This is a genomic window from Rhodothermales bacterium, assembly GCA_041391505.1.
Taxonomy (GTDB): domain Bacteria; phylum Bacteroidota; class Rhodothermia; order Rhodothermales; family JAHQVL01; genus JAWKNW01.
This window is the reverse complement of record JAWKNW010000024.1, coordinates 39,116-54,128: the sequence shown is the minus strand read 5'-3', so window position 1 is coordinate 54,128 and position 15,013 is coordinate 39,116. Positions and strand designations below refer to the sequence as shown.

Genomic DNA, 15,013 nt, shown 5'->3' with positions numbered 1-15,013 from the left:
AGGGGATCACGAGCCCCGAATCTTGTCTTTATACTTCAACACCTGCCGGCGGAGCCGAAGCACGCAGCGGTCGACTGCTTCTTCGAACGTGGACGCACGGTCTTGCGCGGTGAGAGACTGTCGATACACTTGCACGGTGATTTCAGCAGATTTGCTCAGCCCGGCGGTGTTCGGCACACTCAACACGACGTGCGCGTCGGTAATGCCGTTGTAGAACCGTTCGAGCTTCGTCAATCGCATGTTCACGTGGTCTTTCAGTTTGGGGGTAGCGCTGAAATGCCGTGCCGTGATTCTTGTATCCATGTGCAACCTCCGTGATATGAAGAATGAAGGTGAAGGTATTTGAAGACGCGATGAAGTGACGATACTAAAAAGTTGACCTCAAAAAAAGAGGGTCAACAGGCGTCCGGGCGATGCGAAATGAGGCAGGGTACCGGGATGTGCCCCGTACGCGCCTTAAATGAAGGTTGTGTGTAGAAGTGTGGAGTAGACGTGACGAGTTTGTTGCAACTTCTTCACCGACCCTGGAGGTAGCGATCCTCGAGGCGGTGCATGTGCGTTTTGTCCGCTTCGGTGGCGTCGTCGTACCCGATCAGGTGCAGCAGTCCGTGCACGATATAGCGGAGCGCTTCCTCCTCGAACGTAGCCCCGAACTCGGCGTGCCGTTCGAGTGCGGTATCCAGGTCGATATAGATTTCACCCTGGAGCGGCGACGCGCCGTCGTCGGGTTCGATGAGGAAGGAGAGGACGTCGGTGGGGTAGTCGTGCTGGAGAAAGGAGCGGTTCAGGTCGAGGACGGTCTCCCGGTCGGCCAGGATGACGCCGAGCGCCTCGAACGACCGGTCTTCGCCGGCAAGGACCGCCGCGATGACGCCGGCCACGCGCGCCTCGTCCAGCCGCAAGGACGCATGCGTGTGGGAGAGCTCGAGCCAGGGGGGGAGGTCGTGGGTCGACACCGGGGGCGGCTCAGCCGAGGTCGTTGAAGAGGGTTTCGGCCAGCGAGAGCGCCACGCTGCTCATGATCATCTCCGGGGGCAGCTTCTCGAAGTCCGTGGACAGGAGACGCTCGTCCACGTTGGAGAACAGCGAGGCGCCGGCCTGGCGTTCGACGACGAGGCCGCTCGTGCGGCCGGCCTGACGGGCCACGAAGATGACTTCGCCCAGCTCCTCGCTGGCGATGAAGCCCGTGCATCCCTGCAGCTGGAGAAACGAGCCGGCGGTATACACGGATACCAGGTTCGCAGTCTGGTCTTCATGCAACTCCATGGGGAGCGTGAGCTCCCGCAGGATTTCCAGCGACAGCGTCCGTCCGCTTTCTTCGTCGCTCAGCTCCATACGCACGAGGGCGCCATCGTATTTGGGTGTGATACCCAGTACCGAAGCGATACGTGTCATATCGCTGTCGGAGAAGGAAAAACGCATCGAATCCTTACCGCGAGGTTCTAAACCGAAAAGGGGGTGGCCGCCGATCAAGGGTCCGCACGGCCGCAGCAAAAATAGGCGCTGGAGCGAGTAAAAACAACGCGCTCATGCGTTCATCGCGCGGCGGACATGAACGGGCGGCTACAGGGGAAATCAGCGCGCGCCGGAGCAGGTGCCCACGCGGCTTTTTTCATGGCGGGCAGCGCGGCTCGGCGCGCGCGCAGCCATCCGGGAGGGATCGGGTGAAAATGGACTCGACGGGGATGTACGACGTATCCAGTGTGGGGAGGCGCGCCGGCACATCGGAGGAAGCCTGGGGGTGCTCACGCGATGTGGGTTCGGGGCGACGGGCCGGGGCAAGAGGGAGGGCCCGGACGCGTCAGTGCGCGCTGTCATGCACCATCAGTGAGGCCGCCTCCGCTTCGTCATCCTCCTCGTTGAAGGCCACGACGTTGTGGGCATGCAGTCCCTTCGGGCCATTAACGAGGTCGAATGAGACCACCTCTCCTGTCCGAAGTGTTTTGAAACGCTTGGATGAGTCAATCTGGGAGTAGTGCACGAAGATGTCACTTCCATCGTCGGGATGGAGGATGAAGCCATAGCCTTTCTTCGCGTCAAACCACTTGACGACACCTGTCTGAACAGACATAGAAAGCCTCCTTCTACGTTGACTATGCGCGTAGCAAGTGGGCGGAAGAGCAATTGCCCGACGCGCAGGGTGATAGGTTGTGAGTTCAGGGTTTTACCGGCATTTTTAATGCCGGAACTTGCATTATAGAACCCTGAAGGCCTCCATGTCAACTGAAAAAAGCAACATCCTTGCAATTATTTGGTCGGAAATCCGACCAAAATTAGAAAAATCTCCTTTTGGGCTAAATAAGCAGACACTTACTGAGACGCGGGCTCAGGGCGAGACGAAAACAGGGCGATCCGGCAGGGGGGAGGTCCCTGATCAGTTGCCGTCGACGCTATCCTCGGGGGAGAAGAGCCGGTCCCGTTCGGCGCGCAGCTGCTCCGGCGTCTGGCGGTAGACGTCGTCGTTCAGGGCGTCGGCGATCCGGTTGCTGAAGGCGGCCGCGGCATCGAAATCACTCAGCTCGATGTAGCCGAGCTGGATCATCTGGATGTACCGGATGAGGGTGTCCACCTGCCGGCGCGTGCGCGCCCGCTGCAACTGATCGAGCACGACGGGCTCCGCGCTGCGCCAGACCTCCACGGCGCGGTCGGATACGCCGAGCAGCTGGAAGGCCCGTGCGACCACCAGGTACGATTGCGGCGTGCCGGGGATCGTCGTAAAGGGGATTTCATCCATCAGCCGATCCATCAGGGCAATCGCCTCGGTGCGGTCGCCGGCTTCACCCAGTTGCTGCGCCGTGGTGGAGAAGATGTTGCGGTAGTTGTCCACCATCCGCCGGATGTTCTCGTCGTAATACACATCCGGGTTGTTCAGGTTGGTGAACTTGAATTTCTTGAGGCGCTCGGGCGTGATGCCGGGCACGACGCGGCCCAGCTGTTCGTCGTGCTTGATCGGGACCACGCGAAAGGCCTGGCCTTCCAACTGGAAGTAGTTGTCCAGATCCATCAACCCATCCGAGCTCACGGTGACGGCGAAGTAAAACGGGCGCTTCCAATCGTTCTGCGCATTCGAGAGCAGGATATCGTAGAGCGCCAGATCCGAGACGTACAGCAGGTTGATGCGCTCGTCGTAGGGCCGGCCGCGAAGGGTCCAGGTCATCGGACTTTCGATCTGGCTCGTGTCGTCCATCGCGATCGGCACTTCGCTGCTCCGCATCATCGCGTCCAGGTTCACGGGAAGCGAGACGTCGCGCGGCTGCCAGGGCCGGATGTTCAGCTCGTCGACCTGCTCGTCGGTCATCGAGAAGGGCAGCGGCTCCGAATCCCGCGACGCCTGATTCTTGAGCTGCTTGATGTACCAGGGGGTGTTCAGTAGCGAAACGTTTACGACGCGCACGTCGCGGCGGACTTCCTCGACTTCCTGGAGGTACCACAGCGGGAACGTATCGTTGTCGCCATTCGTGACGAGGATCGCATCGTCGGCCACGCTCATGAGCATGTTATAGGCATACTCGGGCGCTACATAATTACCGGCGCGGCTGTGATCGTGGTAGTTTTCGATCGTCATCCAGAGCGGCACGGCCGCGAACAGCACCACCCCGGTACCGATCAGAATCCCGTTGCCCCCCTGGGACGCCATCTTCTTCGATAGCGACTCCTGCACCAGCTGCAGGATGCCGGTGGCGCCGATCCCGATCCACAGACTGAAGGCGAAGAAGCTCGCGACATACGAGTAGTCGCGCTCGCGGGGCTGCATCGGCGTTTGATTGAGGTAAAGGATGATGCCGATGCCGGTCACGAAGAACAGGACAAAAATACTGAAGGCGCGTCGCCAGTCTCGCATGAAGTGATAGATCGCCCCGAACAGGCCGAGCAGGAGGGGCAGGGCGAAATAAACGTTCCGGCTCTCTCGTTCGCTCGGCGTCTGCACGAAGCGCTCGGGCCCGTAGTCCGGATGGTCGATAAAGCTGAACCCGGTGATGGCCGGCGCATCCTGCTCGTCGCTGCCCTTGCCGGAGAAATTCCACAGGAAATACCTGAAATACATGTCGCGTACCTGGTATTCCCAGAAGAAATCCCAGTCGGAATCGTACTGGGCGTAGAAGGCCAGATGCGGCGGAGCCGGCGAATGCCGGCGGGGGAAAAGCTTCTCGTGATCGTAATCGATCTTGTTCGTCGCGTTGTCGTACGTCGATCCCTTGAACAACGGTGTATCGCCGTACTGCTCGCGCTTGAGATACGACACGATCGCCTCGACCGTCTCCGGGTCATTCTCGTCGATCGGCGGGTTGGCCGCGCTGCGGATGAAAATCAGCGCGTACGTCGTGTAACCGATCAGCACCACCGCGACATAAAGAAACGCCAGATTCGTCGCGGGCATCTGCCGCGTGTGGGAAACGTACAGGCCGGCCACCACCAGCAGCACGAGCGCGAGCGTCCAGAAAATGGGCGCGCCGCTCTCGCCGATGACGCCGGGCAGCCACTGAATCATGCCCGGGTAGATCACGAGGAAAATCAGCACCGAAACGACGCCCGTCGCGATCAGGCCGGTCCATCGCTGACCGGTCGACCAGTTCGACCGATCGATTTCGCGGAAGAAGAAAATCAGGGCGATGAAGAAGATCGCCAGCAGGTTCAGCAGGTGGACGCCGATCGCCAGCCCGAACATGTAGGCGATGAGGATCAGATACCGGTTGGCGCTGAGGCCGAAGGGATGCTGATTTTTGCCGGCGAGTTCGGCCTCTTCCTGACGGGCCAGTTCGCTCCACTTCATGATCAGCCAGACGACCACCGCCGTGAAGAACATCGACAGCGCGTAGACCTCGGCCTCGACGGCGTTGAACCAGAACGAGTCCGTCCCCGCATAGGCCAGGGCCCCGATCACGCCGCCCGCCCAGACGGCGATGCGGTCCTGTGTGGTCTCCATCCGATCGGCCGGATGCCACTCGCGGGCGACGCGCACGATGATGAGAAAGGTCAGCAGCACGGTCAGCGCGCTCGCCAGCACCGAGACCAGGTTGACGGAGAGGGCGACATATTCCGGCGAGGAGAACATCGAAAAGAGCCGCCCGATCAGCATGTAGAACGGGGCCCCCGGCGGATGCGACACCTGCAGCTGGTTCGCGATGGCAATGAACTCACCCGAGTCCCAGAAAGACGCTGTCGGAGAAACGGTCGACAGGTACAGCAGAAACGCCCAGAGAAAAACGAAGGTGGCGATCAGGCGCTCGGTGGATTTCCAGCTCATGGGTTCGGATTCCGGTGGGACCGGTTGGCGGGATGGATAAAACGTGATCAAACGACGGGTGGCTGGCAGCGCAGATCCCGACGCGAAGCAATTTTGCCGGCCTTTGCCGCGCCTCCAACGCCGTATGGACGCGTGAAGTTGCTCCCGGGTCGGCCCCCGTATCGGTAGATAACGCAGAACGGGGGCACGTATTGCGATTCAGTCGTCTTCCTGGTCCGGATTCGACGCCTCGCGACGCTCGCGGCCGCCGATCCCACCGACGACGAGAACCAGCTCTCCGCGCACCTTGTCCTGGCTTTCGTAATGCGTTCGCAGGGTGGCGAGATCGCCGCGCCGAACTTCCTCGAATTTTTTGGAGACCTCGCGCGCCACGGCCGCCGGCCGGCTGCCGCCGAACGTCGCTTCCAGCAACGCGAGGGTCTTGACGAGACGGTGGGGCGACTCGTAGAAGATCATGGTGCGGACTTCCTCGCGGAGCGCATCCACGCGGGTCTTGCGGCCCTTCTTGACCGGCAGAAACCCCTCGAAGACGAAGCGCTCGGCCGGCAGGCCGCTCGCGACGAGCGCCGGGACGAAAGCCGTGGGGCCCGGCAGCGCGACGACGGGAAGTCCGGCCTCGTGGCATGCCCTGACCAGGTAAAAGCCCGGATCCGAGATGCCGGGCGTTCCGGCGTCGGTGATGAGGGCGATGGACTCGCCGGCCTGCATCCGCGCGATGAACTGGGGCGCGCGCTGCCGTTCGTTGTGATCGTGGTAACTCGCGCGGGGCGTGGGGATCCCGTAATGATCCAACAGAACGCCCGACGTACGGGTGTCCTCGCAGGCGATGAGATGGACCTCTTTCAGGATGCGCAGCGCGCGCAGCGTGATGTCTTCGAGGTTGCCGACGGGGGTAGGGACCAGATAAAGCATAGGGCGGTCGACCCGCCGGCGCCGCTCATGCTTTCCGGGGAAAGAGGGGGCGGGCCTTCAGGTCGAGCAATACATAGAACAGTAAACCGGTGCCCAAGATACTCATTACGATATTAGCGCCCCACATGCCCACCCATGGAATCAGCATCCCGCGATCCGCCAGCTTCTCGCCCTGGACCAGCGTGACCCAGTAAAACAGGAAGATGCCGACGGCCATGCCGCCCACGATCCCCAATCCCCCCCGTTTCATGCTCAACCCGAGTGGCGCCCCGATGAGCACGAAGATGATGCAGGCGACGGCGATCGAATACTTCTTGTGGATCTCGACCCGGTACTTGTCCGCGCGCTGGCGTTCCGAGTCGATGCTGCGGTTGATTTGTTCGATCACGGAGCGGTCCGCCCGCAGCGTGCCCAGGGCGCCGTCGTACGCCTGTTTGACCTGCAGCTGCGTCAAGCCCTGGAGGGGGCGGCGGGCGCCGATGTAGGCCAGCGTCGTGTCGAGCGGGTCTGCGGTGAGGACGGGGGCCGGACGGGCCGGCGCGTACAGCGAGTCCAGCATCCAGCGCGCCCCGATTTTGTGCAGCGACGCCCCCCGATCCGCGATGCTCGCCTCCAGCGAGTCGACGTACCGAACCATGTCGGCGGTGCGCATCGTGCGGTCCGTGCGGTAACCGTCGTCGGGGTTACTTCGCTCGAAGCTGAACTCGCTCAGGTCGAACGTCAGGCGGTGGCGATGGAAGGCCAGGCGCTCGTACCGATCCTCCAGAACGCGTCCTCGCGGATTGAGCACGCGGTGCATCTCGCCGTCCTCGAGCACGAGATCGACCCGGTTGCCGTGGTCGCGCGTCTCCAGATGGCCGCGCGACGCCTTGATGAGCACCTGCTGAACCGCCTTGTCCGAATAGTCGAAGATCGTCACATCGATCAGCGTGTTCGATTCCGGCGGGATCTCGCGCACGAGGATGCTGTAGTCGTCGATGCCCTCGTAAAACACGCCGGGCGTGAGTTCGAAGCCGGGCTGTTTGCGCCGGATGTCTTTCCAGAGGCTGCTGGCCCGGAAATTGGCGGCCGGCAGCACTTCGCTGTTAAACTGCCACATGCCGGCGGTGATCACGAGGCCGAGGATCATCATCGGCCAGATCAGCTGAAGGACGGACACGCCCGAACTCTTGAGGACGGTATAGACGTTGGTTTCGGCGAGCCGGCCGAAGGTCATGAGATTGGAGATCAGCACCGCCATAGGCACGGCCAGCACGATCATGTAGGCGAGGTTGTAGATGATGATTTCGCCGATGACCAGCAAAGGCAAGCCCTTCCCGACCAGATCCGGCAGATACCGGATGAGGAATTGCATCACAAGCAGGAAGATGAGCGTGCCCAGCCAGCCCAGAAACGGACCGGGAAACATGCGCAGAATCTGAAGATGGATCCGTTTCATGCCATGCGCGGGCTACGCATTCTGGGGCGGCACCCGGCGAAGGGTGAGCAGGGTGATCTCCGGGCGAATACCCAGGCGCAACGGGGGCCCCACGGTGCTCAGCCCCCGGTTGACGTAGAGGTACTGCGAATCACTGCCTTCCGAGCGGGGTTCGGCATACAGGCCGGCCCACCGCTGGTAGGCGACACGGGCAAGGCTCCAGCGAATCGGCCCCAACTCCAGCCCGATCTGCCCACCGTGGGTGTGTCCGCTGAGCATGAGGTCGATAAACGGGAATTCCTTTCGGATCTGCGCATCCCAGAAGGTTGGGTCGTGCGCCAGAAGAACGGACAGCTGCCGGTCCTGATCCGTCATCGGCATCCCCTGCAGCGCTTTCGGGAGGTCGGCAAAGTGCTGGTTGAAGCCGGTGTTGTCCGTCCCGATCAGGTTCAGCCGGGCCCCGTCGATCTCGATCGAGCGATGGGCGTTGACGAGGAGGTCGACATCCGTGGCTCGTACCCGCTGGGCTACAGCCTCCACGTTGGCGTAGTGGTCGTGGTTGCCGAGCGACCCATAGACGCCCAGGTCGGCCTTGAGCATGCGCAGGCCGGCTGCGATGCGGTCGAATTCCGCGTCGTCCCGGTTCACGTAGTCGCCGGTGATCAGGATGAGGTCCGGCTTCAGTCCCTGGGTCAGCGACGCGGCCTCGAGCATGGGGCGATCGCTAAAAAACGATCCAGCATGCAGGTCGGAAAGCTGCGCGATGGTCAATCCGTCGAGCGCGGGGGGCAAGGAGGGGATCGGCACCACCACCCGATGCACCTGGAAGTCGTAGAGCGAGCGGAAGACGCCGTAGCCGGTGATCACGAAGGGCGCCGAGCCGGCCGTCCAGCCCATCTGGCGCATGAACGCGCGCCGGCTCATCCGCTTCATGTCGGTCAGGTCCAGCGAGGGCGCGGCGGGCACGGCCGCCTCGCTGAGCTGCGGAGGGGCCAGCTGATACTGAAACCACCGGAACAGCCACGTGATGAAATGCGCGATGTCCTTGATCAGCAGCGCGAGAGCGATCAGCGCCTTGGGGAGGTAGTAGGTCACCCAGATGCCGAAAAAGAGGGCGCGAAAGAACTTGGGCTCGACCTCCCACCACCGATAAAAGGCGAAATAGGCGGGCAGCGTGAAAGGCATCACGACCATCGAGGCCATGTACGCGTGCAGCGTCCAGCGCAGCTTGCGGTAAGACCGCGCGAAACGCCTCCAGTGCACAAATACATAATAGTCCAGCGCGAAGAGCGCGACGACTATGCCGGCAAAATAGAAGCTCATGCTGTTCATATCGAAAAAACGCGGCCGGTGGGGCAAGGTTCAGGGGGTGGGTAAACCCCGGTGCGGCAAACGCGTACTTGATGGCGGTCGAGGCCGGTACGGGCAGGCGCATTGCCTCGCTCCGCTCCCAGGCAGGGTATCGACCGTATCGTTGTGAACCTTTCCAGACGACCAGATTGATGATTGTTCATTCGTTCGCTTTTAATCCGTTTCTCACCAATTGCTACATCCTCAGCGAAGGCGGGGAGGGGATTCTCGTCGATCCCAGTTGTCAACGACCCAGCGAAATCAAGGCCGTTCTCGATTATCTGACAAAACAGGACATCCAGATACGACAGATTCTGCTTACGCACGCGCATCTGGACCATATCTTCGGCTGCGCGACCCTCTGCCAGGCACTGGGTGTGGGGTACTGGCTGCATCGTACGGACGATCCGCTCATCAAGCACGCCCAGGACCAGGCGGCGGCTTATGGCATCCCGATGGAACCGCTGCCCGCGCCGGCCGGCTACCTCTCCGAAGACGATACCATCGCACTCGGCGAGACAAAATGGCAGATACTGCATACGCCGGGTCATTCGCCCGGGTCTATCTGCTTCTTTGACGCCTCGAACCGCTTCGTCGTTTCGGGCGACGTGCTCTTTCAGGATTCCATTGGCCGAACCGATCTCTGGCAGGGCTCGCTGCCGACGCTCATGACGTCCATCTTTCAGAAACTTATCCCGCTCGGCGACGATGTCGTGGTCTACCCCGGGCACGGCCCGCAAACGACGATCGGGCGCGAACGACTCCAGAACCCCTTCCTGACGGCCGATACCCTCGATTGAGACGCCCTCGGCTGGATGCTAAAAAATTTCCACTTCGGGATTCGCCCTCCTGTAACCTTCGTGTCGGGCCGGACGTAGTTCCTGCTAGTTTACTAGCATACTAACATACTGGCTCACCTCTTCCCCGAGATGCGCGGGGGAAGGCAATCGACACGCTCGCATGAACAGCTCTCTACGACTGGTTGGATGTACCCTTCTTTTTTTGCTGACCTATCCGGTACAGGCCCAGCCCAGCCCGGCGAATAGCCCGGCCGCCGACCAGCCGGTGCTGGACACCTTCGTCCCCAACGCCTTTCCCCATCTGGCCGTGAACCGCATGCAGGGCCAGATCGCCGTCGATGGCGACCTGACGGACTCCGGATGGCGGTCCGCGGCCATCGCCCAGAATTTCTCGGAGTTTTTCCCCGACGAGCAGGCGCGTCCGCCGATCGCCGTGCGCTCCTACATGACGTACGACGAACATAACCTGTATCTCGCGTTTGTGGTCGAGGACGATCCGTCGTCCATCCGGGCGAACATGAGCGACCGGGACAACATCTGGCAGGACGACTATGTGGGTTTCCTGCTCGATACCCGCGGTGATGGGCGCGAAGTCTATTTCATCGCCTCCAATCCGTACGGCATCCAGGGCGATACCCGGATCACGACGAACAACGAGGATCTGGGGTTTGACCTCATCTATCAGTCGGAAGGACGCATCACGGAGGACGGCTACCAGGTCGAGATGGCGATTCCATTCCGGAGCCTGCGCTTCCCCGCCGGCGATGCGCAGACCTGGCGCGGCACGTTCTGGATCACCCATCCGCGTTCGAGCAGGAGCCAGTATACCTGGGCGGCGGTCGATCGGGACGATCCCTGCTGGACGTGCCAGTACGGGTACATCGAAGGGATCCGCGGGGTCAAATCGGGCGGCAACCTGGAAGTGATGCCGGCGCTCACGGGCTCGCAGGCCGGCGCCCTGTCCGTCGCCGGCGATCCGGATGGCGGGTTCGACAACAACCGCGTGACGGCGGAGCCCTCGCTCGACCTGAAATACGGCTTCACGTCGTCGCTCACGGCCGACGTGTCCGTCAACCCGGATTTCAGCCAGATCGAGGCCGACGTGGCGCAGATCGACGTGAACTCGACGTTCGCGCTCTTTTTCCCCGAACGCCGGCCCTTCTTCCAGGAAGGCAGCGACCTCTTCGACACGCCGATCCAGACGGTGTATACGCGTTCGATCAACGACCCGATCGTGGCGAGCAAGTTGACGGGCCAGTTCGGTTCGACCAACGTCGCCTACATCGGCGCGCGTGACAACACCTCGCCGCTGCTGATCCCCTCCGAAGAGCGCAGCGAGCTGCTCCAGGGCGGGCGGAGCTGGTCGAACATCGTGCGGGCCATGCGCACCTTGCCGAACAACTCGAATTTCGGCGCGCTGGTCACCGATCGCCGGCTCGACAACGGCGGCTCGGGCAGCACGGTGGCGGTGGACGCCTCCGTGCGCTTCCTGAAGCACTACCGCATCCAGAGCCAGCTGGTGATGAGCCAGACTGTCGAGGCCAATGCGCCCGAAACCTCGGAGGGTTTGAACGACGAGACGTTTGCCGGCGGCAAACACACGCTCGGGCTGGACGGCGAGTCGTACGCCGGCGCCGCGTTCAGCGGCACCCTCAGCCGCGAGAGCCGCAACGCGTTCACATACGCCGAATACGAACAGTTCAGCCCGACCTTCCGCGCGGACAACGGGTTCGTCAACCAGAACGATGCGCGTCAGCTTTTCCTGATGCAGGGGTTCAACTTCTTCCCGAAAAACATCGGCCTGATCGATCGCATCGGGCCGCGTTTCCAGGCGATGCGATTCTGGAATTACGGCGGATTGCGCAAGGAGGAATTCATCCGCCCGAGCTTCTTCGTCCAGATGAAGCGGCAGACGTTCCTGTACGCCGGCTACCAGGTTTCGTGGGAGCGGTTTCGCGGCGAGGCATTCGACGGACTGCGCAGCCTGAATGTCGAGCTGGAGAGCAACTTCAGCGAACCCCTCAACCTCGGTTTCAGTTACGAAGGCGGCCGGGATATCGCCCGCAACGTCGAAACCCCTGAAATAGGGCAGAGCCTCAATCTCTCCGCCTATGCGACGATTCGGCCGACCTCCCGACTGCGTCTGGCGCCCCAGATCAGCTATTCGCGGCTGACCGATCTCGATACGGGCGACGCCTTTTTCGATGGATACATCGCCCGCATGCGCGCGACGTACCAGTTCACGCGCCGCCTCTTCGTCCGCACGGTCTTCCAGTACAACGAGTTCGCCGATCGGCTCGACATCGATCCGCTGATCACGTACCGCATCAATCCGTTCTCGGCCTTTTACATCGGGTCGACGCACACCTACGATGCGTTCGACGGGCGCACGCCGGGGGCGGCCCGTTTCTACCAGCAGACCGAGCGCCAGATCTTCTTCAAATTCCAGTATCTGTTCCGGACCTGATCCCGGTTCAGGGTGGCATCTTTTTTTCGCGGTATTCGGCCGGGCGCTCAAGTTCACGGGTGACCCGGCCGATATCTTTCATGAGCCCACTGTGCTCTCCCCACCGTATACCGCGACTTGCCCCCTACAATCGCATGATCCATCGGGATAAAGTGGCTGCCTTCGTTCGTGAAGCGGAGTCGGCCGGTATCTCAAAATGGGTGGCTGCGCCGGCGCATTTTCAGTTGTTGTGGCGTCTGGGTTTCGATGTGCCGCCGCCCCTATTTCACCATACTGCCCGCCTGGCCCTGATCGAGGGCGCCCTGTTTGGCTTTTTCTACGGTCTGTTTTTTATGACGATGTTCTCCCTCGGGGAGAGCGTGTTGTGTGGTATCTGGGTCGGACTCGCGTTCGCGTGGGTCGCCGGCACCGAATACCATCTGGCCAAGGAAGGGCTCGAACGCATTCCAGCGTGGGATGACTACATCCCCGGTCTGTCCCTCTATTGAGGCGCAGCGGAAGGGTGCGGACCCGTGCGGTCCGCTAGCGCTGGACGTTTGACGGCGCGTCGAAGAGATTCGTCGCCGGCATCTTGTTCGACAGGAGATCCTGTACGGACATGTACACGATGTCGCCCATGGTGGCGCATGTCCGGAACGCCGGGTTTCGGTAATGCTCGCTGAGCTGGTCGGCCAGGACGATAACGTGCTGTTCCGAGGAGATCAGGTCCTCGCGCATCACATCCATGAGCGCGGCGTACCGCCCGTGCGAGACGCGCACGCGCTGAGCGATCAGGGCGCGTTCCTCTTTCTGGTATTGCACGACATTGTCGTACACCAGGTGCTCGCGGCTGAGTTCGACAAAGTCCGCGTTTTGCGGGAAGGCCTGCGGGATGTACACCTGCTTGTCGCGATGATGGCTCTGCTGGTCGAAGTCGATCGGCCGCATCCGGAAATGCCACTTCTCAAAGTCCTTCGAGATATCCACGACGAAGTTGCCGGAGTGCATGTCGCCGAGTAGCCGGACAAAGCACCGCTCGTTGAATTTGACGAACTCCTTGGCGAGGCGAACCCGGTCGAACCGGTTCTCGGGCATGTTTTCCCGGACGAACATCTCGGCGGGAATGCCGATGATGTGCTCCTCGATCAGGGTGTTGGCGTTGATGAGGTAGTGGATCCGGTTCGGCGAGAGGATATGTTCGAGCTCCAGGCCGTAGATCCGGTTTGCGTCGACCCGTTTGACGTAGAAGTAGTCGTAGTTGTCGTTGAGCTTGTTGACGATGCGGATGCGGTAGGGGAGCGTGTTGGCGTAGTGGCAGAGGTCGATCCGGTCGACGTAGAGCTGGTCGGCGACGCCCATGTCGCCATCGGCTTTGAGGTGGACGTAGGCGTGCCTCAGGCCGGCGTGGAGTTCCTGCTGCTCCGTGGGCGCATAAAATACGGAGGACCAGAGGGTGTCCCGTCCGTGCTCGTCGTACAGCGGGATGGCGTTGTTGTACCGCGTGAGGTCCTCATACCGCAATTCCTGGGGAGCCAGCCGGCCGTAGCGTTCCAGATAAGACCGGAAATAGTCGCTGATCGGATAGACTTCCTTCTTGCGGCTGATGAGGTTGTTCATGGCCTCACGATACGTTCTCGGGCGGGGGTAGCGGACGTGCGTTCCATGGTGCGTTCATACAACGCTTCGTACATCGGTACGATGGTCTGCTCGTCAAAATAACGCAGGGCGCGTTCGCGTGCCGCCTTGCTCATCCGCGCGGCCAGCGCTTCGTCGCGCAGGATCTGGCTCGTACGCTCGGTAAAGGCTTCGATGTCGCCCAGCGGGCAGAGGAAGCCCGTTTCCCCCTCGACGACGAGTTCGGGAAGACCGCCGATGTCGCTCGCCACCACCGGCACCTCGCACGCCATGGCTTCGAGGGCCGCGAGACCGAACGTTTCGGAACCGCTGGGCATCAGAAATACGTCGGAGATCGAAAGCACTTCTTCCACCGAGTCCTGCTTGCCCAGGAAGCGGATGTCTTCGTAGACGCCCAGTTCGCGGGCCAGGTGTTCGGCCGGCACGCGGTCCGGTCCGTCGCCCACCAGCAGCAGCTTGATGCTGTGGCCGCGCATGCGAAGCCGGTGGAAGATCTGCACGACGTGCAGCGTGTTTTTGACGGGCCGGAAATTCGAGATGTGCACGAGCACCTTCTCGCAATTCGGGCAGAGGTGCATCCGCAGCTCCTGTTCCGAGAGGCGCCGGAATTGGCGCGCGTCGATCGAGTTGGGAATGACCTCGATTTCCTGCTTGATATCGAAGTGGTCGAGGGTTTCCCGTCGGAGGAACTCCGAAACGGCGGTGACCGCATCCGATTCGTTGATCGAATAATTCACGACCGGCGCGAAGGAGGGGTCGCGGCCCACGATGGTGATGTCCGTCCCGTGCAGGGTGGTGACCACGGGGATGCGGATGCCCTGCGTCTGAAGGATCTGGCGCGCGAGCACCGCGCTGGTGGCATGCGGGATGGCGTAGTGCACGTGCAGGACGTCGAGCTTCTGATGCCGCACGAGATCGGTCATCATGCTCGTCAGATTCAGCGTGTACGGAGGGTACTCGAACAGGGGATAGGCGTTGACGCTGACCTCGTGGAAGTAGAGGTTGCGCGTGAGGTTTCCCAGCCGGAAGGGCAGGGCGTAGGAGATGAAGTGGATCTCGTGTCCGCGCGCCGCCAGGGCTTTCCCCAACTCGGTCGCGACCACGCCGCTTCCCCCATAAACAGGATAACACGTAATGCCGATGCGCATAATATCAGGTTATGGTGCGTACCCAGGGTCCTGGGTGGAGATGCCGCGTACGCCACCTCC

Annotated in this window: 12 protein-coding genes and 1 pseudogene; 3 read left to right on the top strand and 10 right to left on the bottom strand. The window is 61.6% G+C overall.

What is annotated here, in order from left to right; genetic code table 11:
- Window positions 1-6: 6 nt before the first annotated feature.
- The 8 genes and pseudogenes from raiA to R2834_19095 form a co-directional block, all read right to left on the bottom strand.
- Window positions 7-303: a ribosome-associated translation inhibitor RaiA gene (gene raiA / locus R2834_19130; protein ID MEZ4702454.1), complete on the bottom strand. Its 297-nt coding sequence runs from the start codon at window positions 301-303 to the stop codon at window positions 7-9.
- 212 nt (window positions 304-515) lie between these two features.
- On the bottom strand, window positions 516-956 hold the full coding sequence (ybeY, locus tag R2834_19125) for an rRNA maturation RNase YbeY (protein MEZ4702453.1): 441 nt from the start codon (window positions 954-956) through the stop codon (window positions 516-518).
- 10 nt (window positions 957-966) lie between these two features.
- Complete coding sequence (locus R2834_19120) at window positions 967-1,395, bottom strand: hypothetical protein (GenBank protein MEZ4702452.1); 429 nt, start codon at window positions 1,393-1,395, stop codon at window positions 967-969.
- Between the two features lie 469 nt (window positions 1,396-1,864).
- A pseudogene (locus tag R2834_19115) lies at window positions 1,865-2,071 on the bottom strand (cold-shock protein).
- A gap of 303 nt (window positions 2,072-2,374) precedes the next feature.
- Entirely contained in the window at window positions 2,375-5,245 is a 2,871-nt protein-coding gene (locus tag R2834_19110; protein MEZ4702451.1) for a DUF2723 domain-containing protein, read from the bottom strand.
- 198 nt (window positions 5,246-5,443) lie between these two features.
- Window positions 5,444-6,157 (bottom strand): 16S rRNA (cytidine(1402)-2'-O)-methyltransferase, encoded by a 714-nt coding sequence (gene rsmI, locus R2834_19105; protein MEZ4702450.1) that lies wholly within the window; start codon window positions 6,155-6,157, stop codon window positions 5,444-5,446.
- 25 nt (window positions 6,158-6,182) lie between these two features.
- Window positions 6,183-7,595 carry an LptF/LptG family permease gene (locus tag R2834_19100; protein ID MEZ4702449.1) on the bottom strand — a complete coding sequence of 471 codons (1,413 nt, stop codon included), beginning with the start codon at window positions 7,593-7,595 and terminating at the stop codon, window positions 6,183-6,185.
- 12 nt (window positions 7,596-7,607) lie between these two features.
- Window positions 7,608-8,897: a metallophosphoesterase gene (locus R2834_19095; protein MEZ4702448.1), complete on the bottom strand. Its 1,290-nt coding sequence runs from the start codon at window positions 8,895-8,897 to the stop codon at window positions 7,608-7,610.
- Window positions 8,898-8,977: 80 nt separating this feature from the next.
- Here R2834_19095 and R2834_19090 point away from each other — a divergent pair, with 80 nt between their 5' ends.
- The 3 genes from R2834_19090 to R2834_19080 all read left to right on the top strand — a co-directional run bounded on the left by R2834_19090 (window position 8,978) and on the right by R2834_19080 (window position 12,679).
- Window positions 8,978-9,724 (top strand): MBL fold metallo-hydrolase, encoded by a 747-nt coding sequence (locus R2834_19090; GenBank protein ID MEZ4702447.1) that lies wholly within the window; start codon window positions 8,978-8,980, stop codon window positions 9,722-9,724.
- Window positions 9,725-9,884: 160 nt separating this feature from the next.
- A complete protein-coding gene (locus R2834_19085; GenBank protein MEZ4702446.1) occupies window positions 9,885-12,191 on the top strand; it encodes a DUF5916 domain-containing protein in 2,307 nt (768 codons plus the stop codon).
- A gap of 134 nt (window positions 12,192-12,325) precedes the next feature.
- On the top strand, window positions 12,326-12,679 hold the full coding sequence (locus R2834_19080; GenBank protein MEZ4702445.1) for a DUF6404 family protein: 354 nt from the start codon (window positions 12,326-12,328) through the stop codon (window positions 12,677-12,679).
- A gap of 34 nt (window positions 12,680-12,713) precedes the next feature.
- Here the strand turns inward: R2834_19080 and R2834_19075 are convergent, their stop codons facing one another.
- Both R2834_19075 and bshA read right to left on the bottom strand, forming a co-directional pair.
- The gene (locus R2834_19075) at window positions 12,714-13,787 is read right to left on the bottom strand and encodes a hypothetical protein (GenBank protein MEZ4702444.1); all 1,074 of its coding nucleotides are present in this window, start codon (window positions 13,785-13,787) and stop codon (window positions 12,714-12,716) included.
- Window positions 13,784-14,953: an N-acetyl-alpha-D-glucosaminyl L-malate synthase BshA gene (gene bshA, locus R2834_19070; GenBank protein ID MEZ4702443.1), complete on the bottom strand. Its 1,170-nt coding sequence runs from the start codon at window positions 14,951-14,953 to the stop codon at window positions 13,784-13,786. The genes R2834_19075 and bshA overlap by 4 nt, the downstream gene beginning before the upstream one ends.
- Window positions 14,954-15,013 lie beyond the last annotated feature (60 nt).